At 39.3% G+C, this 23,748-nt stretch carries 15 protein-coding genes; 5 read left to right on the forward strand and 10 right to left on the reverse strand.

All coding sequences use genetic code 11. From position 1 onward, the window contains the following. Window positions 1-7: 7 nt before the first annotated feature. The 8 genes from lapB to gyrA form a co-directional block, all read right to left on the reverse strand. Complete coding sequence (lapB, locus tag I6F10_RS07515) at window positions 8-1,144, reverse strand: lipopolysaccharide assembly protein LapB (protein ID WP_002961182.1); 1,137 nt, start codon at window positions 1,142-1,144, stop codon at window positions 8-10. Between the two features lie 2 nt (window positions 1,145-1,146). Then, entirely contained in the window at window positions 1,147-1,428 is a 282-nt protein-coding gene (locus I6F10_RS07520; RefSeq protein WP_024595025.1) for a lipopolysaccharide assembly protein LapA domain-containing protein, read from the reverse strand. 21 nt (window positions 1,429-1,449) lie between these two features. Further along, window positions 1,450-1,737 (reverse strand): integration host factor subunit beta, encoded by a 288-nt coding sequence (gene ihfB, locus I6F10_RS07525; RefSeq protein WP_002961178.1) that lies wholly within the window; start codon window positions 1,735-1,737, stop codon window positions 1,450-1,452. A 67-nt stretch (window positions 1,738-1,804) separates the two neighbouring features. Further along, window positions 1,805-3,472 (reverse strand): 30S ribosomal protein S1, encoded by a 1,668-nt coding sequence (rpsA, locus tag I6F10_RS07530; protein WP_002961176.1) that lies wholly within the window; start codon window positions 3,470-3,472, stop codon window positions 1,805-1,807. A gap of 95 nt (window positions 3,473-3,567) precedes the next feature. Beyond that, window positions 3,568-4,278 (reverse strand): (d)CMP kinase, encoded by a 711-nt coding sequence (gene cmk / locus I6F10_RS07535; protein ID WP_002961166.1) that lies wholly within the window; start codon window positions 4,276-4,278, stop codon window positions 3,568-3,570. 106 nt (window positions 4,279-4,384) lie between these two features. Beyond that, window positions 4,385-5,662 (reverse strand): 3-phosphoshikimate 1-carboxyvinyltransferase, encoded by a 1,278-nt coding sequence (aroA, locus tag I6F10_RS07540; RefSeq protein ID WP_024606548.1) that lies wholly within the window; start codon window positions 5,660-5,662, stop codon window positions 4,385-4,387. Beyond that, a complete protein-coding gene (serC, locus tag I6F10_RS07545) occupies window positions 5,662-6,744 on the reverse strand; it encodes a 3-phosphoserine/phosphohydroxythreonine transaminase (RefSeq protein ID WP_165743593.1) in 1,083 nt (360 codons plus the stop codon). Before serC ends, aroA begins: the two co-directional genes overlap by 1 nt. Before the next feature lie 158 nt (window positions 6,745-6,902). Further along, window positions 6,903-9,602, reverse strand: coding sequence for a DNA topoisomerase (ATP-hydrolyzing) subunit A (gene gyrA / locus I6F10_RS07550; protein WP_165743591.1), 2,700 nt, complete (start codon window positions 9,600-9,602; stop codon window positions 6,903-6,905). 176 nt (window positions 9,603-9,778) lie between these two features. Here gyrA and ubiG point away from each other — a divergent pair, with 176 nt between their 5' ends. The 5 genes from ubiG to yfaE all read left to right on the forward strand — a co-directional run bounded on the left by ubiG (window position 9,779) and on the right by yfaE (window position 15,328). Continuing rightward, window positions 9,779-10,489: a bifunctional 2-polyprenyl-6-hydroxyphenol methylase/3-demethylubiquinol 3-O-methyltransferase UbiG gene (gene ubiG, locus I6F10_RS07555; protein ID WP_165743589.1), complete on the forward strand. Its 711-nt coding sequence runs from the start codon at window positions 9,779-9,781 to the stop codon at window positions 10,487-10,489. Next, window positions 10,489-11,169: an HAD family hydrolase gene (locus I6F10_RS07560; protein WP_165743587.1), complete on the forward strand. Its 681-nt coding sequence runs from the start codon at window positions 10,489-10,491 to the stop codon at window positions 11,167-11,169. Before ubiG ends, I6F10_RS07560 begins: the two co-directional genes overlap by 1 nt. A gap of 408 nt (window positions 11,170-11,577) precedes the next feature. Next, on the forward strand, window positions 11,578-13,860 hold the full coding sequence (gene nrdA, locus I6F10_RS07565) for a class 1a ribonucleoside-diphosphate reductase subunit alpha (protein WP_002961160.1): 2,283 nt from the start codon (window positions 11,578-11,580) through the stop codon (window positions 13,858-13,860). 65 nt (window positions 13,861-13,925) lie between these two features. After that, complete coding sequence (gene nrdB / locus I6F10_RS07570) at window positions 13,926-15,056, forward strand: class Ia ribonucleoside-diphosphate reductase subunit beta (RefSeq protein ID WP_002961159.1); 1,131 nt, start codon at window positions 13,926-13,928, stop codon at window positions 15,054-15,056. Further along, window positions 15,056-15,328, forward strand: coding sequence for a class I ribonucleotide reductase maintenance protein YfaE (yfaE, locus tag I6F10_RS07575; protein ID WP_007583035.1), 273 nt, complete (start codon window positions 15,056-15,058; stop codon window positions 15,326-15,328). Before nrdB ends, yfaE begins: the two co-directional genes overlap by 1 nt. 79 nt (window positions 15,329-15,407) lie before the next feature. Here the strand turns inward: yfaE and pbpC are convergent, their stop codons facing one another. Beyond that, a complete protein-coding gene (gene pbpC, locus I6F10_RS07580; RefSeq protein ID WP_165743585.1) occupies window positions 15,408-17,789 on the reverse strand; it encodes a penicillin-binding protein 1C in 2,382 nt (793 codons plus the stop codon). Then, complete coding sequence (locus I6F10_RS07585; protein WP_197098680.1) at window positions 17,770-23,694, reverse strand: alpha-2-macroglobulin family protein; 5,925 nt, start codon at window positions 23,692-23,694, stop codon at window positions 17,770-17,772. The genes pbpC and I6F10_RS07585 overlap by 20 nt, the downstream gene beginning before the upstream one ends. Window positions 23,695-23,748: the final 54 nt, after the last annotated feature.

Below are 23,748 nucleotides of genomic sequence, written 5' to 3' on the forward strand. Positions count from 1 at the left end.
GGGGTTATTAAAATCCGTCTAAGCCTCGACTTGGAACAATGGTTTCCCAATGCTTACAAGAAGGGCAGTTCCAATATATGGTGTAGCTTGTAAAACCACAATGCTGGCATTGGAAATCTGGTTTTGTAGCAATATAAGAGGTTACAAGCTTATCAATTTCGTTAAGTACTTCTTTAGTATTTTTATTTTGGTCACCCATTAATTGCAGTAAAAAACTAAAACCACGAATAGTAGGTTGACGTTTTAAGCTATCAGTTAAAAATTCAAAGGCTTGCTTGGTGTGACCTTGCTCAAGTAATGCTTGGCAATGCTTTATTTTAATTAATACTCCGCCCTTCTCTAACAAGTCACTGACTAACTCGTGAAATTGATGCGTCAAATTCAATTGTTTATAACTGTGTGCCAGCTCATCAATAAACAACGGAGCAAACAAGGTAAATTGAGAGACAAGTTCACGCCAGTAATAAATAGCTTTAACGTAATCTTCTTTTGCGTAAGCAACTAACCCTAACTCGTAAAGCGGACGCACGGCTTTATAATTTAAGCTAATCGCTTTTCTCATTAGTTGGGGTGTATTGTCACTTAAAGCTGACTCACAATAAAAATTAGCAATTGCTTTAAATTGCTGTTCTTTTGAAAATAATTCGCTATGGGCTTCAAACATGTTGATGCCTTTTTCCCACTCACGGGTTTGCGAATATAAAGTGATAATAGGGTCCAGCGCTTCTACATGCCCTGCTTTAACTAACCAAACTAAGTGCTCTTCCGCACTATCTAGTAGTCCAGCCATTATATAATCTTCGGCTAGTTCTAAACGACTAGTTGCAGCTTGTTGTTCATTTAAGCTTGGGTGTTTTAATAGAAGTTCGTGAATTTTTATTGCGCGGTCTAATTCACCTCTACGGCGAAACATGGTGGCAAGTGTAGAATAGTGTTCAACCGAGTCGGCTGAAACTTCAAGTAAGTTGATTAAATGCTCTAAGCCTTGATCTTCTTCTCTATCGAGTAGAAATTTTAAGCCTTTGCTATATTCAGAAGTGATCTGACGATTAAGTTGATGAGCTTGGTTTTTAGCACTGTTTTTACCCATAATCCAACCGTAACCAGCGGCAACGGGTAATAGTAAAAACAAAAGCTCAATCATAGTTAGGTGTCTTTATTCGCGGCAAGCTTTTTTTTATCTTTTTCAGGCGCTAATTGCTTTTTTAAGCGGTAGTTTTGCCACTTTAATTGCGAAAACAATTTAAAGCTAATAAAACAACCAATCAAAACACCTAATAAAAAGCAGATACTTATTATTACAGCTAAAGGTAGCGTATTACTGGCTATAATGTAATTTACTTGTACTAACTGTGGGTTTTGTGACCCTAATACAAATGCACTGATAAGGCATAGTGCAGCCAGAATAATTTTTAATACCTTGAACAAGTAACTACTCCACTAAGTTAACTAGGCAATGCTTTCATTCACGCGGTCGCGTAATTCTTTGCCTGGTTTAAAATGAGGTACATGCTTTCCTTCAAGCTCAACTGTATCGCCAGTCTTAGGATTACGACCTGTGCGAGGAGCGCGGAAATGCAAAGAGAAACTACCAAAACCTCTGATCTCAATACGATCTGAAGTAGATAATGAGCCGGCCATTTGTTCAAGAATTTCTTTTACAGCATTCTCAACATCTTTCACTGGAACGTGTGCGTGTTGTTCCGCAAGTATTTCTATCAATTCTGACTTAGTCATAGCGTTTCCTTAAAAAGAGATATAGGAAGGGCAAAAAATGCCCTTCCAACTAAAAACTAATTATATATTAGTCTTTTTGTGCATTTGCGAAAGCAGCTGCCATTGCGTTTTCAAACACTGGCTCTTCTTTCTTAAGCTTCTCTAGTACTTCTTTCTCTTCTGCTTCGAAAAGAGCTTTTACAGATAAGCTTAAAGTGCGGTTCTTACGATCAACACCAACGTATTTAACTTCAATCTCGTCGCCTACAGAAACAACAGTAGTTGCATCTTCAACGCGCTCTTGAGCGATATCAGCTACACGGATGTAACCTTCAACGCCTTCGATAAGTTCAACAGTTGCGCCTTTCGCATCAACTTCAGTCACTTTACCTTTAACAATAGCACCTTTTTTGTTTGCATCAAGGTAGTTATTGAATGGGTCAGCTTCGATTTGCTTAACACCTAGAGAGATACGTTCACGCTCTGGGTCAACTTGCAATACGATAGCAGTGATTTCGTCGCCTTTCTTGAATTCACGTACAGCTTCTTCGCCAGGTGTATTCCAAGAAATGTCTGAAAGGTGTACAAGACCGTCAATACCACCGTCAAGACCGATAAAGATACCGAAGTCAGTGATTGATTTGATCTTACCAGTAACTTGATCGCCTTTGTTTTGTAGACGAGCAAATTCCTGCCAAGGATTAGCAATACATTGCTTAAGACCAAGAGAAATACGACGACGTTCTTCGTCAATTTCTAAAACCATAACTTCAACAGTGTCGCCAAGGCTTACAACTTTTGAAGGATGGATGTTCTTGTTAGTCCAATCCATTTCAGAAACGTGTACTAAACCTTCAACGCCTTCTTCGATTTCCACGAAACAGCCGTAATCTGTAAGGTTAGTAACACGACCAGAAAGTTTAGAACCTTCTGGGTAACGACCAGCGATAGCTGCCCATGGATCTTCACCAAGCTGTTTAAGGCCTAGAGAAACACGAGTTTTATCTTTGTCGAATTTTAGAACTTTAACTGCGATTTCGTCGCCAACATTAACGATTTCTGAAGGGTGCTTAACACGCTTCCAAGCCATATCAGTAATGTGTAGTAGACCATCAACACCACCAAGGTCAACGAATGCACCGTAGTCAGTAAGGTTCTTAACGATACCTTTAACTTCTTGGCCTTCAACAAGGTTAGCAAGAAGCTCTTCACGTTCTTGTGAGTTTTCAGATTCGATAACTGCACGACGTGAAACAACAACGTTGTTACGTTTTTGGTCAAGCTTGATTACTTTAAATTCAAGCTCTTTGCCTTCAAGGTGAGTTGTGTCACGTACTGGACGAACATCAACAAGTGAACCAGGTAGGAAAGCACGGATTGAATCAACTTCAACTGTGAAACCGCCTTTAACTTTACCGTTGATAACACCAGTAACAGTCTCTTGCTCTTCACATGCTTTCTCAAGACGGATCCATGCTTCGTGACGCTTAGCTTTCTCACGAGAAAGGATAGTTTCACCGAAACCGTCTTCAATTGCATCTAGTGCAACATCTACTTCGTCGCCTACAGCAACTTCTAGTTCACCAGCAGCATTTTTGAACTGCTCTGCAGGGATAGCACTTTCTGATTTAAGACCAGCATCTACAAGTACAATGTTATTCTCGATAGAGATTACTGTACCTTTAACGATAGAGCCTTGCTCTGCTTCAAAACCCTTTAAGCTTTCTTCAAATAACTGCGCAAAATTTTCTGACATACGAATATACGTCTCATATATTAATACCAATAAGCAACCATGCTGCATGGGGTTGTTAAAATAGCACTGGCATCCTGCTGGCGCATAAAATGTGTTTAGCTTCGTTTAGGAAGCTTACCTTCAGAGATAGCAATATCCAATAAAGTTATTACCTTATCAAACACTTGCTGTGCATTAAGATCGCTAGTATCGATCTCAATAGCATCCTCTGCAGGTACAAGCGGAGCAACGGTGCGATTCATATCGCGCTCGTCACGAGCTTGAATGTCTTGTAATAGACCACTTAGTGTAACATCAAGGCCGCGCGTATTCAACTCAACAAAGCGTCTACGAGCACGCTCTTGTGCACTGGCTGTTAAATATATTTTTAACGGCGCATCTTGAAAAACCACAGTGCCCATATCACGGCCATCGGCAATTAAGCCATTTTCAGTGCGAAATGCACGCTGGCGACGTAATAACGCTTCACGAACGCGAGGTAATGCTGCAACTTTTGAAGCCGCAGCGCCTACTTCTTCATTACGAATAGTAGTGGTTACATCTTCGCCTTCTAAAATAACTTTTCCTGCATTAGTTTGACTATCTACCAAAAACTGCACATCTAAATTTGCAGCAAGCGGGACAAGCCCTTCTTCATTGTCTAATGCAATTTGGTGATGAAGTGCAGCTAAAGATAAAACACGATAAATCGCACCGCTATCTAATACATCCCACCCTAACTTGTCGGCTAACAAGCGACAAACAGTTCCTTTACCTGAACCACTTGGGCCATCAACGGTGATCACGGGCATTAATAACGCCTGCATTTAAAACCTCCTGCAATGCACACCTAAATAAACCGCGACATTATACGTCAGTTATTAAAATATATCTGCTATTAGTGTGTAACTTTTGTAATTACTTCTAATTAGCTTATTCACTGACTGACGCTAAAACATTGAAAAATGTAGGAAATGTTTTATAGGTACACTTTGGATCATTAATTGTTATTGGCTTTCCACCAACGGCAACCATTGCAAAACACATGGCTATACGGTGATCGTCGTAAGTATCAACAGCAACATCATTAAATGTTTCAGGTGGGGTGATCTCTATAAAATCTTCACCTTCTACAACCTGTGCGCCTACTTTACGAAGCTCAGTTGCCATTGCATATAAACGGTCTGTCTCTTTTACTCGCCAGTTATAAATGTTACGAATGGCTGTTGGGCCTTTGGCAAAAAGAGCAACAGTTGCAAGAGTCATAGCTGCATCAGGAATTGCATTGGCGTCAATATCCACACCTTTTAGTTCACCTTTGCGAACAACTAAACGCTCATCATACCAATCAATTTTTGCGCCTACTTGCTCCATTACTTTGGCAAAGCCTATATCACCTTGCACCGACTTGGCACCCACGCCCTTAATTTCAATCTCACCGCCTGCAATTGCAGCCGCAGCAACAAAGTAAGAGGCAGAAGATGCATCGCCTTCAACCATTATGCGATCTAATGATTGATACTGTTGACCACCTTTAACTTTAAAGGTTGCATAATCACTGTGCTCAACATTAACCCCAAAACGTGCCATTACATCAAGTGTAATATCAATATAAGGTTTAGAGACTAAAGTACCTTTAATAGTTATTGTTGTATCACCGTTAAATAATGGCGCTGCCATTAATAGAGCGGTTAAAAATTGACTTGAAATACTGCCGTCAATTTCAACCTCACCGCCTTTTATTTGGCCACCCACAATTTTAAGTGGTGGGTAGTCTTTGTGCTTTGTATAAGTAACATCACCACCCAATGCTTGCAGCGCGTCAACCAAGTGCCCTATCGGGCGCTCTTCCATACGTGGCTCGCCTATTAGCTCGTACTCACCAGCAACGCCAGCAAGTACTGCTGTTAAAGGTCTATAAGCAGTACCCGCATTACCTAAAAACAAGGGCTCAGTCGGTGTATTAAACACACCACTAACACCCTCTACGGTGGCTACAGTGCGTTCATCATTTAAAGTTACATTTACACCTAATAACTTTAAGGCGCCCAGCATATGGCGTATATCGTCACTATCAAGTAAGTTTTCTACAACGGTAGTACCGCTTGCAAGTGCTGCTAATAATAAAATTCTGTTCGATAGACTTTTTGAACCTGGTAGGGTTACTGTGCCATTTACTCTAGAAATAGGTTCTAAACGAAGCTGCTCCATTAGCTGTGCTCCTTTGCAAAAGCAGCCATAAAGTCTACAAGTGCTTGAACACCTTCAATAGGCATTGCGTTATAAATACTTGCGCGCATACCGCCCACAATTCTGTGGCCTTCAAGAGCTAGTAACCCTGCATTTTTAGACTGAGCAACAAACTTATCATTTAAGCTTTCATCATTAAGCCAAAACGGAACATTCATACGTGAACGGCAATGTTTAGCTACTTTATTGGTATAAAAGCTCGATTCATCAATAAAGTCATAAAGTAGCTGCGCTTTAGCAATATTTTGAACTTCCATCGCTTTTACGCCACCATTACTTTCAAGCCATTGAAATACTTCAGCAGCTAAATACCAAGCAAATGTAGGGGGCGTGTTAAACATACTGCCTTGTTTTGCTTCTAATGCGTAATCTAAAATGCCTGGCTTAGGTAAGCCTTCACGCTCAAGTAATGTTTTACGAACAATAACGATTGATATGCCCGACGGGCCGATATTTTTTTGCGCACCAGCGTAAATTAAATCAAATTTATTAACGTCTATTTCGCGTGATAAAATAGTTGACGACATATCAGCAACGATCGGTGCTGTTGGGTGGCTTGGTACATCAAAAATTTCTAAGCCGTCAACCGTTTCGTTAGGGCAATAGTGAATGTAAGATGCATCTTCTGGTAACACCCAATCAGCAACCTGTTTAATAGAAAACTCGCCATTGGCATCATTACGCACATCAATAGAGGTTGCTTGAGTAAACTTGTTGGCCTCGTCTGTTGCACTTTTTGACCACACGCCGTTTTCGCAATAAACCGCAACTTTGCCTTCTTGGTGTAAATTTAATGGCACAGCACTAAACTGACCACGGCCACCACCATGCATAAACAGCACTTCAAATTCATCACTGATATTCATTAAGCGACGAAGGCTGGCTTCACATTTAGCTGTAAGGGCTAAAAACTCTTTGCTACGATGGCTTATTTCCATCACAGACACACCTAAATCTTGCCAATCTAGAAACTCTTTTTGTGCTTTTTTCATAACCGCTTGCGGAAGCATAGCTGGCCCCGCACAAAAATTATATTTACTCATTACCTTTGCCTCATTCCAGTAATTTAACTACTAAGCATGAACGCTCAATACCCACCCACTAAACCTTTGAGTTTTAATGAATGAATATAACTTCACACCCTATTAATTTTTTTCAACAACATTAAAAAAAGCGGCCAAGGCCGCTTTTTCAATATCAATTATTCTGAAGGAGGATTATCATCCGCTACTTCATCAATAACCGTATCTACAGTTTCAACGTCTTCAATATCAATCAAGTCACTTTCTGTAACTTCAATCTCTTCTATACGTTGTAAACCAACTACTTGCTCTTCGTCAATAGTTCTGATCAAAATAACACCTTGGGTGTTACGTCCAACCGTAGAAACTTCATTAACGCGAGTACGTACTAAGGTACCACGATTTGAAATAATCATGATTTCGTCGTTATCATCAACTTGTACAGCGCCAACAACAGCACCGTTACGCTCACTCACCTTGATAGATACAACACCCTGTGTTGCACGGCTCTTAGATGGGTAATCTTCAAGTTGTGTACGCTTACCGTAACCATTTTCAGTTACCGTTAAAATAGCACCGTCAGTTTTTGGTACAATTAACGATACTACGCGTTGATCATCGGCCATTTTAATACCACGAACACCTGTAGCAGTACGACCCATTGGGCGAACACCTTTGAAACGAATCTCAGGGTTACCTTCTTCGTCTAATACTGGGTTACCGTTTTCATCAACAACTGTTGTTTCTTCAGCTTCTTTAAAGCGTACAACTTTACCTGCATCAGTGAACAACATAATTTCGTTGCTACCATCGGTAATATCAACCCCAATCAGGCTATCGCCATCATTTAAGTTAACAGCAATAATACCGCTTGCACGTTGACGACTGTAAGCCGTTAATGGTGTTTTCTTAACTGTACCAAATGCTGTTGCCATAAAGATGTATTTATCTTCTGCGTACTCGCGTACTGGCAATATAGCAGTAATACGTTCATCAGCTTCAAGTGGTAACAAGTTAACAATTGGCTTACCGCGCGCTGCACGACTCGCTAGTGGTAACTGATACACTTTAAGCCAATATAAACGACCGGCCGTAGAGAAACACAATATAGTATCGTGTGTATTTGCAACTAATAGACGCTCGATGAAATCTTCATCTTTCATCTTCGTTGCTGACTTACCTTTACCACCACGACGCTGTGCTTCGTAATCAGACAATGCCTGATACTTCACATAACCTTCGTGAGAAAGCGTTACTACTACGTTTTCTTCAGTAATTAAGTCTTCAAGGCTGATATCGTGAGCAGCTGCATTAATTTCAGTGCGACGCTCATCACCATATTGCTCTTTAATTTCAACTAGCTCGTCACGAATAACTTCCATTAAACGCTCAGGAGTTGCCAAAATATAAAGTAGTTCAGCAATTAGTTCTAATAACGCTTGGTATTCGGTCAAGATTTTTTCGTGTTCAAGACCTGTTAGCTTATGTAAACGCAAATCAAGAATTGCTTGAGCTTGTTGCTCAGAGATATAATATTGACCATCGCGAATACCAAGTTCGCTCGCTAACCAATCTGGACGAGCAACATTGTCTTCTCCTGCTTTTTCAAGCATACCTTGTACATTACCTAATTCCCACGGACGCGCTGTTAAAGCAATTTTAGCTTCAGCAGGTGTAGGGGATTTACGAATAAGTTCGATAATTGGGTCAATGTTTGCAAGCGCAATCGCTAAGCCTTCAAGCGTGTGTGCACGGTCACGGGCTTTACGTAAATCAAATACTGTACGACGAGTTACTACTTCACGACGGTGAATAATAAACTCTTCTAACATTTCTTTTAAATTGAAACATTTAGGTTGGTTATTAATTAGCGCAACCATATTCATACCAAACACAGTTTGTAACTGAGTTTGTGAATACAAGTTGTTTAAAATAACTTCGCCTACGTCACCACGTTTGATCTCGATAACGATACGCATACCGTCTTTATCAGATTCATCACGTAATGCGCTAATGCCTTCAATTTTCTTATCTTTGACAAGCTCAGCTATTTTTTCAATTAAGCGTGCTTTATTCACCTGATAAGGAATTTCGTGAACGATGATTGTTTCGCGACCTGTTTTTTCATCGGTTTCGATGTCGGCGCGTGCACGCATGTACACTTTACCACGGCCAGTTAAGTAGGCTTGTTCAATACCTTTCTTACCGTTGATAATTGCAGCCGTTGGGAAATCAGGACCAGGGATATAATCCATTAACTCTAAAATAGTTAAATCAGGATTTTGAATAAGTGCCAAACAACCATTTACAACTTCAGTTAAGTTATGTGGTGGTATATTTGTAGCCATACCTACTGCAATACCTGACGAACCATTCACTAATAAATTAGGAATTTTCGTTGGTAAAACATCAGGGATGAACTCAGTGCCATCGTAGTTAGGAACGAAATCAACCGTTTCTTTTTCAAGATCGGCTAATAACTCATGCGACATTTTTGCCATACGTACTTCTGTATAACGCATTGCCGCTGCTGAATCACCATCAACCGAACCGAAGTTACCTTGGCCATCTACTAGCATATAACGCAGTGAGAATGGCTGAGCCATACGAACTATCGTGTCATAAACTGCACTGTCGCCGTGTGGGTGGTATTTACCGATTACGTCACCGACCACACGGGCCGATTTTTTGTAAGGCTTGTTCCAGTCATTACTAAGCTCGTTCATTGCAAACAAAACGCGGCGATGAACAGGTTTTAAGCCGTCACGTACGTCTGGTAATGCACGTCCTACTATTACGCTCATTGCGTAATCTAAGTAAGAGTTTTTTAACTCGTCTTCAATATTGACTGGCAGAATTTCATTGGCGAGATCAGTCATTTGATATCACATTCCTTCAGTATCAGCTCTCAACAACCCGGTATTGGGTATTAAGAGTATTGTTATTATTTCTAACAGACATGCTATCACAATTAATTTTAATTTACAGGCGCAAAACTTTGCGATTTATCAATTTAGCCCTATATAATGGCCTCAGATTGACGAGGAAGTATTTTATGACCGAACATCAAAATGTAGATCACGCAGAAATAGCAAAATTTGAAGCCATCGCCGAGCGTTGGTGGGACCTAGACGGAGAATTCAAACCTCTTCACGAAATTAACCCGTTACGTTTAGACTTTATAGCAAACAAAACGCAAGGCTTATTCGATAAAGAAACACTCGATGTTGGCTGTGGTGGCGGTATTTTAAGCCAAAGCATGGCGCGTATGGGTGCAAAAGTAACTGGCATCGACATGGGGCAAGAGCCTTTAACTGTTGCTAAGTTGCACAGTTTAGAAACTGGCGTAAATGTAGATTATATAAAAGTGCCTGCAGAAGAGTTTGCATCGCAACACCCAGAGCGCTTTGATGTAATAACCTGTATGGAAATGCTTGAACACGTTCCCGACCCAGCATCTATCATTCATGCTGTAGCTGCACTAGCCAAACCAGGCGCGCATGTGTTTTTTTCAACCCTGAACAAAACACCTAAGGCATATTTATACGCCATTGTTGGCGCTGAAAAACTTTTAAAAATGGTGCCTGAAGGTACACACGACCATAAAAAGTTTATAAAACCTGCGCAGCTCATTGCATGGGCAGAGCAAGCGGGTTTAAAAGTTCGTGCAAGTACAGGCCTTTCTTATAATCCACTATCAAAGCAATATACGCTCAATAGTGACGTTAGCGTAAATTACATACTGTACTTTGAGAAGTTAGCTTAATGGCTAACTCTCAAGCCCCCCTCCCCCTTATTGAGTACGATGCATTTTTATTTGATTTAGACGGCACTCTACTCGACACCGCTGATGATTTAGGTGTCGCTTTAAACGCAGTGCTTATTAGCAATAAAATAGAGCCAGTTAGTAGTGATGTATACCGCCCTGCGGCATCTAACGGCGCAGGCGCATTATTAGAGGCTGGTTTTAAAGAGTTATGGGACACACAACCTCAAAGCGAACTTATCAAGCAATTAGTCGACGAATACGCTGCAAACATAGCAAATCACACACGTTGCTTCAGCGGAGTTGAATCGTTACTTATTGCCCTTGATCAGAAAAAGATCAAATGGGGGATCATGACTAACAAACCGGGGTTTTTAACCGATCCTTTAGTGGCAACTATGCCCGCATTAAAAAATGCCAGTGTAGTAATAAGTGGCGACACCTTAGCAGAGGCCAAACCGTCACCTCTCCCATTACTACATTGTGCAAAATTAATGGGAGTTAAGCCTAACCGCTGTTTGTACATTGGTGATGCACAGCGAGACATACAAGCAGGCAAAGCCGCAGGTATGCGCACAGCAACGGCACTTTGGGGCTACATACCAAATATTGATGAAGCCAACAGCTGGAATGCTGATTTTAACTGGCAAAGCCCAATTGATGGTTTTAACCATATATAGTGCCATGTTAATTAATAAACACTATATATTGTGATTGTGTTAGTTTTTACACAAAGCTTGCTGATAAAAAAAGCAGTCAAAATTTATTTTTAAAATGCGTAAATTTAGCAGATCATTAGTTGATTTTTGCATATTTCAACTTAAATGATTGTTCGAAGGTGAGTGTCTACTAACACAAATACGTTATCCCGAAGTTATCCACAAATAGGGGCAATTATGTCCCTTGCAAAACAACTCAGACCACACTATCTTGTGATCTCTAAATTGAACAACACCAGATATTGTGGCCAAATGTTATTCAATTAAATTCGCAAATATGGCGAAACTTATAATAAATGAGTATATACCTTGCCTCGGCGAGGTATAAAGCATTGGTCAAAATACATAATTCCCAAGGAATACAGGCAAATGAACCAACAGTTATCTGTAAGCAAACGTGACGGGCGTAAAGAGCCTCTTGATCTGGATAAGATCCATCGCGTTATTGAGTGGGCCGCCGAAGGTTTAAACAACGTTTCGGTTTCGCAAGTTGAATTAAAGTCGCACATTCAGTTTTACGACGGTATTCGTACTAAAGACATTCACGAAACCATCATCAAAGCAGCAGCGGATCAGATTTCAAAAGAATCGCCTGATTACCAATACTTAGCTGCACGTTTAGCTGTATTCCATTTACGTAAAAAAGCGTACGGTCAATTTGAGCCACCACGTTTATTTGACCACGTAACAAAAATGGTTGGCGATAAACGCTATGATGCTCATTTACTAGTAGATTACACAGAGCAAGAGTTAGATGAGCTTGATGCATACCTTGATCATTCTCGCGATCTTAACTTTAGCTACGCTGCTGTAAAGCAACTTGAAGGTAAGTATCTCGTTCAAAACCGTGTATCGGGTGAAATATACGAAAGTGCACAGTTTTTATATATTTTAGTTGCGGCAAGCTTATTTTCAGATTACCCACGTGAAACACGTACTGATTACATTAAACGTTTTTACGATGCAGTATCTTTATTTAAAATATCTCTACCAACGCCAATTATGTCGGGTGTACGTACGCCTACTCGCCAATTTAGCTCGTGTGTATTAATTGAATGTGGCGACAGCCTTGATTCAATCAATGCAACGTCGTCAGCTATTGTTAAATACGTTTCACAACGTGCGGGAATTGGTATTAATGCAGGTAGAATACGTGCGCTAGGTAGCCATATTCGTAACGGCGAAGCGTATCACACAGGTTGTATCCCTTTTTATAAGCACTTTCAAACAGCGGTTAAAAGTTGTTCACAAGGTGGTGTACGTGGCGGCGCAGCAACATTATTCTACCCGCTTTGGCATTTAGAAGTAGAGAACCTACTTGTACTTAAAAATAACCGTGGTGTAGATGACAACCGCGTTCGCCACCTAGATTACGGCGTACAGTTTAATAAATTAATGTACTCTCGTTTAATTAAAGATGATTACATTACATTATTTAGCCCATCAGATGTGCCTGGCCTTTATGATGCATTTTTTGAAGACCAAGCTGAGTTTGACGCACTTTACGTTAAATACGAACAAGACGAGTCTATTCGTAAAAAACGCATTAAAGCCATTGAGCTTTTCTCTATGTTTGCGCAAGAGCGTGCAAGTACTGGTCGTATTTATTTACAAAATGTGGATCACTGTAATACACACAGCCCATTTATTTCTAAAGTTGCGCCAATTCGCCAATCTAACTTATGTTTAGAAATTGCATTGCCAACTAAGCCACTTAATAACGTGAATGACGAAGAAGGCGAAATTGCCCTTTGTACACTTTCTGCGTTTAACCTAGGTGCAATAGAGTCACTTGATGAGCTTGAAGAGCTAGCTGAACTTGCAGTACGCGCACTTGATAACTTACTTGATTTCCAAGACTACCCTGTACCGGCTGCTAAAAATGCAACTATGGGTCGTCGTACACTAGGAATAGGCGTAATTAACTACGCATACTACCTAGCTAAAAACGGTAAGCGTTATTCTGATGGCAGCGCTAATGCATTAACACATAAAACCTTTGAAGCTATTCAATATTACTTAATGAAAGCATCAAACGAGCTTGCTAAAGAGCGTGGCGCGTGTCCTAAGTTTAACGAAACAACGTATTCACAAGGTATTATGCCAACAGATACGTACAAACGTGATTTAGATAAAATTTGTGATGAGCCACTTCATCTTGATTGGGATACACTACGTGCAAGTATTAAAGAGCACGGTATGCGTAACTCAACACTAAGTGCATTAATGCCATCAGAAACATCGTCGCAAATCTCTAACGCAACTAACGGTATTGAGCCACCACGTGGACATATTAGCGTTAAAGCAAGTAAAGACGGTATTTTAAAACAAGTTGTTCCTGAGTATGAGCGTTTAAAAGATCAGTACGAGCTACTATGGGACATTCCATCAAACGATGGTTATTTACAGCTTGTTGGCATAATGCAAAAATTTGTTGACCAAACAATTTCTGCAAATACAAATTATGATCCAAACAAGTTCGAAGGCGGTAAAGTACCTATGCAAGTCTTATTAAAAGACTTACTAAGCGCGTACAAACTAGGTGTTAAAACCTTGTATTACCACAATACTCGCGATGGCGCCTCAGATTCACAAGAAGATGCTCCAGAAGTGGAAGATGACGATTGTGAAGGCGGCGCGTGTAAAATATAACTGCTGATTTTTATTTTAAGCGGGCATTTAGCCCGCTTTTTCTGATAGTTTTTTGAGTGATAAACATGTCTTATACTACTTTTAGCCGAAACCATAATAACCAAATGCAAGAGCCAATGTTTTTTGGCCAAACTGTAAACGTATCTCGTTACGACCAACAAAAATACCCAATTTTTGAAAAGTTAATTGAAAAGCAACTGTCTTTCTTTTGGCGTCCTGAGGAAGTAGATGTAAGTAAAGACCGTTTAGACTTTCAAGCATTACCAGATCACGAAAAGCATATATTTTTAAGCAACTTAAAATACCAAACACTGCTTGATAGTGTACAAGGTCGTTCGCCAAACGTGGCTCTACTTCCAATTGTATCGCTACCAGAGCTTGAAACATGGATAGAAACGTGGGCGTTCAGTGAAACAATTCACAGCCGTTCATACACGCATATTATCCGTAACGTAACACAAGCACCTGAGCTTATTTTTGATGACATTGTTAGCAACGATAAAATTAGCGAACGTGCTGATGCCGTAACTAAATACTACGATGACTTAATTAACTCTGTATCGCTTTACAACTTATACGGTGAAGGCAAACACGAGATTAACGGTAAAACAGTTATCATTAATTTATTTGAGCTTAAAAAGAAACTTTACCTGGCTATGATGTCGGTAAATATTCTTGAAGCGATTCGCTTTTACGTAAGCTTTGCATGTTCGTTTGCATTTGCTGAGCGCGAGCTAATGGAAGGTAACGCTAAAATCATCAAGCTAATTGCACGCGATGAAGCACTTCACCTTTCTGGTACTCAGCATATTTTAAACATTATGCAAGACGGTAAGGACGATCCAGAAATGGCGATTGTTGCTGCCCAGTGCCGCGACGAAGCAATTAAAATGTTTGTTGATGCTGCAGAGCAAGAAAAAGAGTGGGCCGAATACTTATTTAAAGATGGTTCGATGATTGGCTTGAATAAACATATTTTATGTCAGTACGTTGAATACATTACCAATGCACGTATGACTGCAATTGGTTTGCCAGCACAGTTTGAAAATAACAGTAACCCTATCCCGTGGATAAACTCGTGGTTAGTGTCTGATAACGTGCAAGTAGCACCACAAGAAGCAGAAATAAGCTCATACCTTGTTGGTCAAATAGACTCTCAAGTTGATGCATCAGAATTTGGTGATTTTGATTTATAATGAGTGACAAGTCTACTGCAAGCATAACGCTTGCAGAAAACAGCCAGTGTATAGAATTTACCGCAGGCTGCCCTTCTCTTTTACAGTGCTTAGAGTCCATGAAAATAGACGTCGCATTCCAATGCCGTGAAGGTTACTGCGGCGCTTGTAGAGCAACGTTAGTGTCAGGTAGTGTTGAATATAACGAAGAGCCACTTGCGTTTGTGCGCGAAGGCGAAATACTCCTGTGCTGCTGTAAACCCAATGGCAATGTAAGTATTAATTTAAAGTAGTCTAAACGCTAAATACAGTTTATAAACGCCAATCTAATTGTTTAATACCCGATAACTAGCTCTTTAGCTTATTTACGTATCACTGAACGAGCTTTACACGCATTGAAACTGATGCGCTACGCCCTAAATTATCAACCACTCTTACGTCAAATTCGCCTACTTGCGGGTGCCAGAAAAAAGGCGTATCTCGCTCTACTTTACCAACAAAGCTGTTATCTACAAACCAATATAAAATACGTGAATCTGTATCTGTGATTGCACTAAAAGGCAGGCCTTCTTTTTTCAATTTACTGGCTCTTATCGTGTAGCTAATTAAATTACTCGGGGATGTAATACTCGGTGCTGAGCCACGTGTACTCGTGTCATTAATTAAGCATGAATCTAAATAAGGTGGAGGCTGGCGTTTAACAATACCTGCTTGTTTAAATAATCTGACTAAGTCAGATGGCCAAAATTCATAAACTGCCTTTGTAGTTGTAGATTCAACATACTGACAAGCACGTAATCCCGATACTTTATCAATATAAATTTCACGATGTACATCGGACACTTTAATTGGCGACTTACCTGGAATAAAAAGCCCTTTTTCTGTTTTAGGGCAATGCACATTAGGTAAATCACCTGTTGTTGAACAAATATCTACTTCTGTAATATTTAAACTACCTGGTTTTATATTGCCTTTGATTAAGCCGTAACTATCTAATGAACGTATTATTTCAAAAAATAAAGGCGCGGCTGCTTGTCGCCCAATAAAAGATGGGTGCCCTTCTCCTGAGAAATTACCCACCCATGTAGCTAAAACATACGGACCAACAATACCTACTGACCATGCATCGCGAAAAGCAAATGAAGTACCTGTTTTCCAATATACAGGGTATGATTGCCTTCTTTCTTTTTGAAATGAAATTTCATCAACTGCACTATTTTTACTTAGCATTTGTAAAGTCAGGTAGGCTGCCTCTGGGCTGATGAGCTGCTTAATATGATTGTTTTGATTATTTGGGTTGTTTTGGTTAATAACAGTGGCGTCTTTTTTTAATATAACTTCATCCTTATACACCCCTAAATTAGCTAACATAGCGTATAACTTAACGAGCTCTAGCATCGTTACTTCACTGCCGCCCAGCGCAAGCGCTAAACCATAAAACTCTTTGGGCTGAAGCTTTTTAACATCGGCTGCAACGAGTAAATCGTATAGCCCAACATTTTGTAAGCGATACATCAAATTAACAGCAGGCACATTACGGCTCAGCACTAGCGATTCAGTAGCCGATATAGGCCCTAAAAACTGCTGATCGTAATTCTCTGGTGTATATCCTCCAAAGCGTTTGGGGGCATCTTTTACAAGCGTTAATGGATGAATTAACCCTTCCTCTATAGCAAGCGCATAAATAAATGGTTTAAGGGTTGAACCTGGTGAACGCTTAGCTCTTACACCATTTACTTGACCGCTAATGTCATTATTAAAAAAATCCACAGAGCCTAATTCAGCAACTACTTCCATAGTTTTATAATTTAGTAAAATAGCAGACGTATTACTAAGCCCGTCTCTATGCCTGCGATTAATGTAATTTCTTGCATGGCGCTGAAGTAAGTTTTGTAAATTAAGGTCTATCGACGTTTTATATTCTCCAGGCTTTAGGTGCGGGTACTCGCTTTGTAAATTATTAATAAAATGTGGGGCTTCAAAAGGCAAGTCTGAAGAGGCATATACCTTTATCGGTAATTGCATAGCTGCTAGCCAGTGTTTATCGTCTGGGTACTTTTCAAGCCAACGAGTAAACAGTTTTTTTCTTGTTTCTAGCAATACCAGTTTAGCCGATTTTTTAATGGGATTTCGTTTGGTTGGGTTTTGCGAGATTAAGCTAAGTAATAATGACTCAGGTAAATTAAGATCAATAGCTGGTTTCTTAAAATAAATTAAACTGGCTGCACCAACACCTTCAATATTTGATCCATAAGGCGCTAAGTTAAAATACGCCTCGAGTATTTGGTTTTTACTGTAGTGTCGCTCAATTTGTAACGCTCGAAGTATTTGTTCTACTTTTCCAAAAATAACATGCGTGTTCATCCCAAAGTGTAACCGGGCTACTTGCATTGTTATTGTTGACGCACCGACTCGGTGACTTCTTTTAATATAGCTAGTATAAAACGCATTTATTAAAGCAATAAAATCGACACCAATATGCTCATAAAAGTCTTGGTCTTCATACAGTAAAGTAGCTTGTTGAATGCTCAAAGGGATTTTATCTATTGGCGTCCATAATCTATATCTATCGTCTGCGGCTAAATTTAAACGAAGTAATTTATCACTGCTATCGTAAAAAGCCGTTGAGTAAGCATTGGGCTGGGTAATATCAGGCTTTGGAGTAAATAAATACAACAGCACTGCAAGCAGTGCTGTTGTAAAAAAAGCCGTTTTTATTATAAAACTAAGCTTTTTATTTAGCGGCGGTAACATCAAAACGACCCGATTTTGAGTGCGCTTTGATACTTAAATCATACATAGATTCAGCATAAGCCGATGGCACTACAAAGCTGCCAGATGCTGTAGCCTTAACTTTGTAAGTAAGCTCAGTCATGCTATCGCCAAAGCTGTCATACAATATAACGCGATCCTCTCGTATATCTTTATAATCAGAGGTCCAGCGATTATAACTATTGCGAACGCTGTCTCTGAGTACTTCAAACCCACCAGGTAGTAAATCAATAACAGCAACATCCGAAATATTTTTACCCGTTGTACTACGCACTCGTAATACAACGTTTAGTTCTTGACCTTGAACAGCGGTGGTTATCACATTACCTTTATCGTCTTGGTATTCTCTGACAACTTCTAAACCATTACTTAATGACTTTTGTGGCACGTTTGTATCAAAACCAGCTTGGCTCATCATGTAAAATGAGCGAGGTGGCGCTAATACATCAAGCGTTTTAACGTCATTTAAAAACGAGGCTTTAGGATAAGGTGTATAGGTTACGTCTAATGCCTTTTTTTCTGCCATTGTCGTTGTTGCCATTATTTTTACATCTTCAGGCTGGGCTTGTGATAACGCAACTTTTGAGTATGCCGTCATAGCAAGTACAGACCAAGCAGACGACAACGTGTTGAAGTCTCCTTTAAAAATAGGGTCAACGACATTAAACAAATCATCTTTAGTTAACTGCTTTAAGCGAGCAGGAAAATGTTTTGATAACAAATAAATATACTGTCCGTCGTGAGCTAAACGTGAGTCGTAAGCGCCCCAATTATCGTGCTGGGTATCTTGCCCAATTTTATAGCTATGGATCAGTGCTTGCGCTTTGTCGCTTGCACGTAATAGCTGATAAGTTGCGCCCATAAACGCGGACGTTATATCTTGTTGCCATACTTTGCTATTACTCGCATTTACACTTTTTTCTAAATCAGATAAGTAATTAGTTGTTACCTCACCTTGTCGTGTTAACAAATAAATGGCATAAGCGCGGTTTCTGTCATTCGTCTCTAAAGATCCGCTCGCTATACTGCGCACACCTTCAAAACCACTGCTCCACATATCATAAGGTATTGCTACGCCCGCTTCTTTTGCATCTAATAAAAAATGCATAACATAAAGAGAAGAATAAATAGATGCACTAGAATTACCCGGCCATAACATAAACCTGCCATCAGGTAACTGACGTTGACGAAGGGTATCTATTAAGTTGTTTATACGCTCACGTTTATAAGATACATCGCCCATATAACTCGGGTGTTCTAAATAACTCAGCACCGGAAACACACTACTCACTACCTGCTCGGTACACATATGAGGAAAGTTATCTAAATAACTAATAAGACCATCAACAAGCGCTAACGGGCTTTGTGAAGCGGTAATATTATTTTGTGATAAGTTAGGATATAGCTGTCTCGAAACCGCTATTTCTTTTTTACCTGATTCACTAAAGCCACTTTCAAAGCTACTAACAAATGCAACCGCAGGGCGCACACTTAACGTTGCCGTGCGTTGGCTAACATTGTCACCCGATAACGCAGTAAATGTAATTGATGCAGCGCCAAGCTTATCAAGCACTTTCACTCTAAACGTTAATGTGTCTTCTGATTTTTCATCAATATTTAGCGTTAATTTTTTATCGCTTATTATTTCAATTTTGCTTGAAGTAAGCGCTTCTACCGTAATTGGCAGTTGTTTACCTGAATCCTCAACGCCATTAGCAATACCAAGTACAATATCAAACTCATCGCCTGGTGCTGCTGTCGTTAATACATTAGGAGTTAATACAAAGGGCCCTTTCACAAGTGTTGTACTTTCTTTAACACCAACACCCTCGTCATTTACGGCAATAGCAATTACACGTACCTGACCTGCAAAAGTATCTGGGATAGTAAACGTATGTTTTTTCGTTTTAGCATCAGCCGATAAAATACCAGACCAAAATGCGACTGGTTTTTGTACCTTACGAGAAAACGGGTTAAGTTGCTTGCTCTTGCGGTTCATTGCCATTGAGTCATCATAACCACCACCCGCAGCTGCAAGCTCTTGCACTAGTTTAAATTCAGGTAAAATAAGATCAACAATTTGCATAGTACTAACTTCTAAAGCACGTTTTTGTAAGAAGTGATTTAACGGCTTTGGCGTCCGATAATTTGCCACTTGTAAAATACCTTCATCTACAGCAAATAACAGAACACGTGAAGGTGATTTGGCACTATATGAAATGACTAAATCGTCACCTGGTTTTACTTTATCAGGTATGTTTACGTCAAAATCTATTGCGCGTTTACTTCGTTCAATCGCAAATGGTTTAACTGCGTAGCTTAATGGGCTTGTAAATATTTCTTTCGATTCAAGGCTTCGAACAAATGAAACATTAACATACGCATTGCCTTCTATCCCTTGAGGTAACGTTATGGTTTGTATGCTACTTGTTGTTTTACTCTCAAACCATTTAAAAGCGTGTACTTTATTAGTTTCAATTGTAATTAAACCCGAGCCAACATAAGGCGCTACAATACTTATTTCAATTGTTTCGCCCGGTTTGTAATCCGGTTTATTTAATTGAACTTGCAGTTCAGCATTCTTTTCAAGCTTACCCGCTAAGTTACCCGTGCCGGTTATCGTAAATGATACCCTACTAACGGTATTCCCTTTGCCATCAACGAGTTCTATTAAGTAATCACCTGGTTCAGCAGTGGGTAATTCGTAGTTTGCGCCATCTTGTTTAATGTAAAACGGATTGCTTGATACCTGTTTGTTTTTTCTAACCGATTGGTACTTATAAGTGCCGTTATTTTGTTGCACCAACGTAGATACATATTGTTGTTCTATTAAATTTAGCGATAAATCATCACGAGCAACTTGCTCAGTTTCTGAATTAATATTAATAAATTTTACAACACGTTTTGACTCTTTTGATATGTAGCTTAAATCGCCATCGGCTTTATAACCAACTAACTGCTCAACGGGTGAAACAAGCACCGAGCTGCTTGCACGAACACTTTTACCACCGCCTTCTTCATACCCTTGTACTGCAAAATTTAACTGATAAGTACCTGCCTCATAGCGAGTTAAGTCAATATCAAATTCTGCCTTGCCTTGTTCATCAGTTTTGGTTTCGGTTAATGATTCATAACTGTGTCTAATATTTTTTCCTTCACTGTGGGGATCAGAAAACACATAACCTTTGTATTCATTAAAGTAAAAACCAGCTGGAGATAAACGTAAATCAGCAGTAACACGTCTATTTTGAGCGGGTGTACCAAATAAATTTTGAAGGCTCACCAATGCTTTAAATTTTGAGCTGTTTACCCACCCCTTTGCAGATGATTGAGAAAATTGACTACTAATTTTCAATCTATCGGGTACAAACTCTTCAACTTTAAACTGAGTACTGCCTAATTGGTCGCGGCTATTATTATTTTTAATAAGTTGGACCGATACATAATACGTTCCGGTATTGGCGCTATTTTGTGTTTTAAAGTCAAAATCAAGCAATCCATACTTATCTAAGCTCACTCGTTTATTATAAACAGTTGTCCCTTTAGGATCGGTAATTATAAGTTCAAGCGGTATATCGCCCAGTTTTGCAAAGTTTTGTTGCTTCACAATCGTGGCAAGTTTAACACTATCGCCTGGTCGATAAATTCCACGATCAGAAAAAACAAACGCATCTATTTTATTACTACCACTGAGCCCAGAACTTACACCGCCGGTATCAAACCGAGAGTAGTTAACCATTCGAGCATAGCGATTATAAGGAATAAAAGACATGTCACTTTTAGTTTCGACTACAAAAGCAACGGGAGTTTGATCATCAGTAAACCACGTTGTGTTGTCGAAAAATGCGTGCCCCTCAGAATCTGTTTTAGCATTTAAAATAACTAATCCGTTTTTCCCCAATAACGACACCTTCGCTTTTGCTACCGGTTTTCCTGTTTCAATAGATTGGACAAATATATCGCGAGATCCATCTGCATTATTTTTTACCAAAATACCTAAATCAGTAATAAGGATAAGTCGTTTTTCTTGGGGGCCATATACGTAATTATCTTCTGTATTTAACGCTTGAGCATTTATAAAAAATAAGCCTAAACCAACTGACTCATTATACTTACTACTCAAATCAATAGATGAATAGACCGCTTTTTTAGGGTGCTCCGATTTTAAATTAACTTGTCTGGTAAAAATTGAACTTATGTTTTGTTCTGTAAAGTAATAATTATTAAATTCTGGATTAGAAATATCACCACTGGTTTGACTTATAAGGTGGTTAATTTGATTGGCTTCTACCCTACCTACTTTAACTTGAAGTGCGTTTACACCGCGGGTCAAAAATGACAATTTATGATCGCCATTTTTTGATAATATAGAGCCCTTAGACATAATATTTACTTGTGTCGGATAAGCCGGCGTATCTAAAATAGTGTCGTATTTATTCACCATCGTAAACTCACCCGTCGACTTTAATCCCTTATCAATCGCGATATAAACTTGCTGGTTTTGAGGGGCGTCAAACGTAAAACTGTGTAACTTAGTTGTATCTTGCGCGGTAGGAATCGCATTTAACTTAACTTTTTGAGATTGCTTAAGCACTGCATCAGTAACTTCTCGTGGGCTACTGAAGTACTTATAATTACCTTTTGAATCTTTAGCCGGTAATACGTAAGCAACTGTTTTACTAACCACATCTTGCGATGAAATATCATCTGTGAAGTCTAAAACAAGTGTTTGTTCGGGCTCCCCTTGCGTATTTTTTACCATCAACACATTGGCAGTATTTACTCTAAAAAAGCTATTTACACTTGGGATCAACACGGCGTCTTTAATCTCTACTGTTGTTTGAGAAGGACCCATAACCGGCTTTACACCGCTATTAAGAACAAAATACAGATAGCTTTCGGTATCTTGAATACGTATTTGCTCTGAAGTAATGTAAATCTCTCGTTGATGCTTGTCGTAAGTAACATCAAATTTGTATTGTGCTAGTTCGTTTTTGCCATCTTGCTCAAGTGATTGAGTCAGCTTTAAATTATTTTTTATGGTGCTTAAATCTGTTGGGTGAGTCGCTTTTAATGTTGCAATCACCTTGTGACTTTTTTTAACGTTAGGATCTTGATAAAAAGCGAGTGAGCTAAGCGTTAGTTCAAAATCGGGAGTTTTAAATACATGCTCATTATCGCTTAGATGTATATCACTTTTAAAAATAGATGAATCAAAACGTACCTTATATTCTTGCCCTGCTGACCAATCTTGTTTTGGGATAAATTTAAGCTGGCTTTCACTATTCCAAGACCACTGTCCAATTAGCTCAGGCGTGACTTTTATACCTGTGGGAATCACTTTGCCAACAAGCGCAAGCTTTGCGACAGAGTAAGACACTGCATCCGTGTTTTCTACATCATCTAAAACGGGAGTAAAATCAATATAAAGCGGTTCAGGGTTTAAAACATCAGATAAAGTGGTAACAGCAGGTGTAGAGTGAGTTGCTTTGTAACTAATTGGCTGTGGTAAGGAAAGAAAAAAACAATAGCCTGCTATAATTAATATCAACATTAGCACGGCGCTAAAAAATGCTGTTTTGCGCTCTTTAGCAAACCTAAGCACATTATTTATAGCAGTAATTAACCATTTCGGTTTATGCCAAATAATGACACCAAATGCATTTAAAATAACAAAAAATGTGGTCAGTAAAACCCACACACTGCCAACTGTTTTTTCGGTTACATTTACGTTGCCAAGTAAGCTTGCAACCAAACTAAACAAACCCGTACCTATCGCTGAAAAAGCAATACTCATAAATAAGCTAGCTATTTTGGGAGCGAGTTTACTTTGTTTAAGATTAACCTCTTTTGGGCTAGCCTCTTTTGAATCGGTTTTTGTATTCACGTTCAAAATCCTTTTTCTTTATACTGCAATATCAATAAATGAGAGAACTCATAC

The organism is Pseudoalteromonas sp. SWYJZ98 (assembly GCF_015864495.1).
Taxonomy (GTDB): Bacteria; Pseudomonadota; Gammaproteobacteria; order Enterobacterales; family Alteromonadaceae; genus Pseudoalteromonas; species Pseudoalteromonas distincta.

Excerpts from the sequence above, each read along its gene's own strand:
- lapB (WP_002961182.1), bottom strand. The coding sequence starts at position 1,144 with ATGATTGAGCTTTTGTTTTTACTATTACCCGTTGCCGCTGGTTACGGT.
- ihfB (WP_002961178.1), bottom strand. The coding sequence starts at position 1,737 with ATGACTAAGTCAGAATTGATAGAAATACTTGCGGAACAACACGCACAC.
- rpsA (WP_002961176.1), bottom strand. The coding sequence starts at position 3,472 with ATGTCAGAAAATTTTGCGCAGTTATTTGAAGAAAGCTTAAAGGGTTTT.
- cmk (WP_002961166.1), bottom strand. The coding sequence starts at position 4,278 with ATGCAGGCGTTATTAATGCCCGTGATCACCGTTGATGGCCCAAGTGGT.
- aroA (WP_024606548.1), bottom strand. The coding sequence starts at position 5,662 with ATGGAGCAGCTTCGTTTAGAACCTATTTCTAGAGTAAATGGCACAGTA.
- serC (WP_165743593.1), bottom strand. The coding sequence starts at position 6,744 with ATGAGTAAATATAATTTTTGTGCGGGGCCAGCTATGCTTCCGCAAGCG.
- gyrA (WP_165743591.1), bottom strand. The coding sequence starts at position 9,602 with ATGACTGATCTCGCCAATGAAATTCTGCCAGTCAATATTGAAGACGAG.
- ubiG (WP_165743589.1), top strand. The coding sequence starts at position 9,779 with ATGACCGAACATCAAAATGTAGATCACGCAGAAATAGCAAAATTTGAA.
- I6F10_RS07560 (WP_165743587.1), top strand. The coding sequence starts at position 10,489 with ATGGCTAACTCTCAAGCCCCCCTCCCCCTTATTGAGTACGATGCATTT.
- nrdA (WP_002961160.1), top strand. The coding sequence starts at position 11,578 with ATGAACCAACAGTTATCTGTAAGCAAACGTGACGGGCGTAAAGAGCCT.
- nrdB (WP_002961159.1), top strand. The coding sequence starts at position 13,926 with ATGTCTTATACTACTTTTAGCCGAAACCATAATAACCAAATGCAAGAG.
- yfaE (WP_007583035.1), top strand. The coding sequence starts at position 15,056 with ATGAGTGACAAGTCTACTGCAAGCATAACGCTTGCAGAAAACAGCCAG.
- pbpC (WP_165743585.1), bottom strand. The coding sequence starts at position 17,789 with ATGTTACCGCCGCTAAATAAAAAGCTTAGTTTTATAATAAAAACGGCT.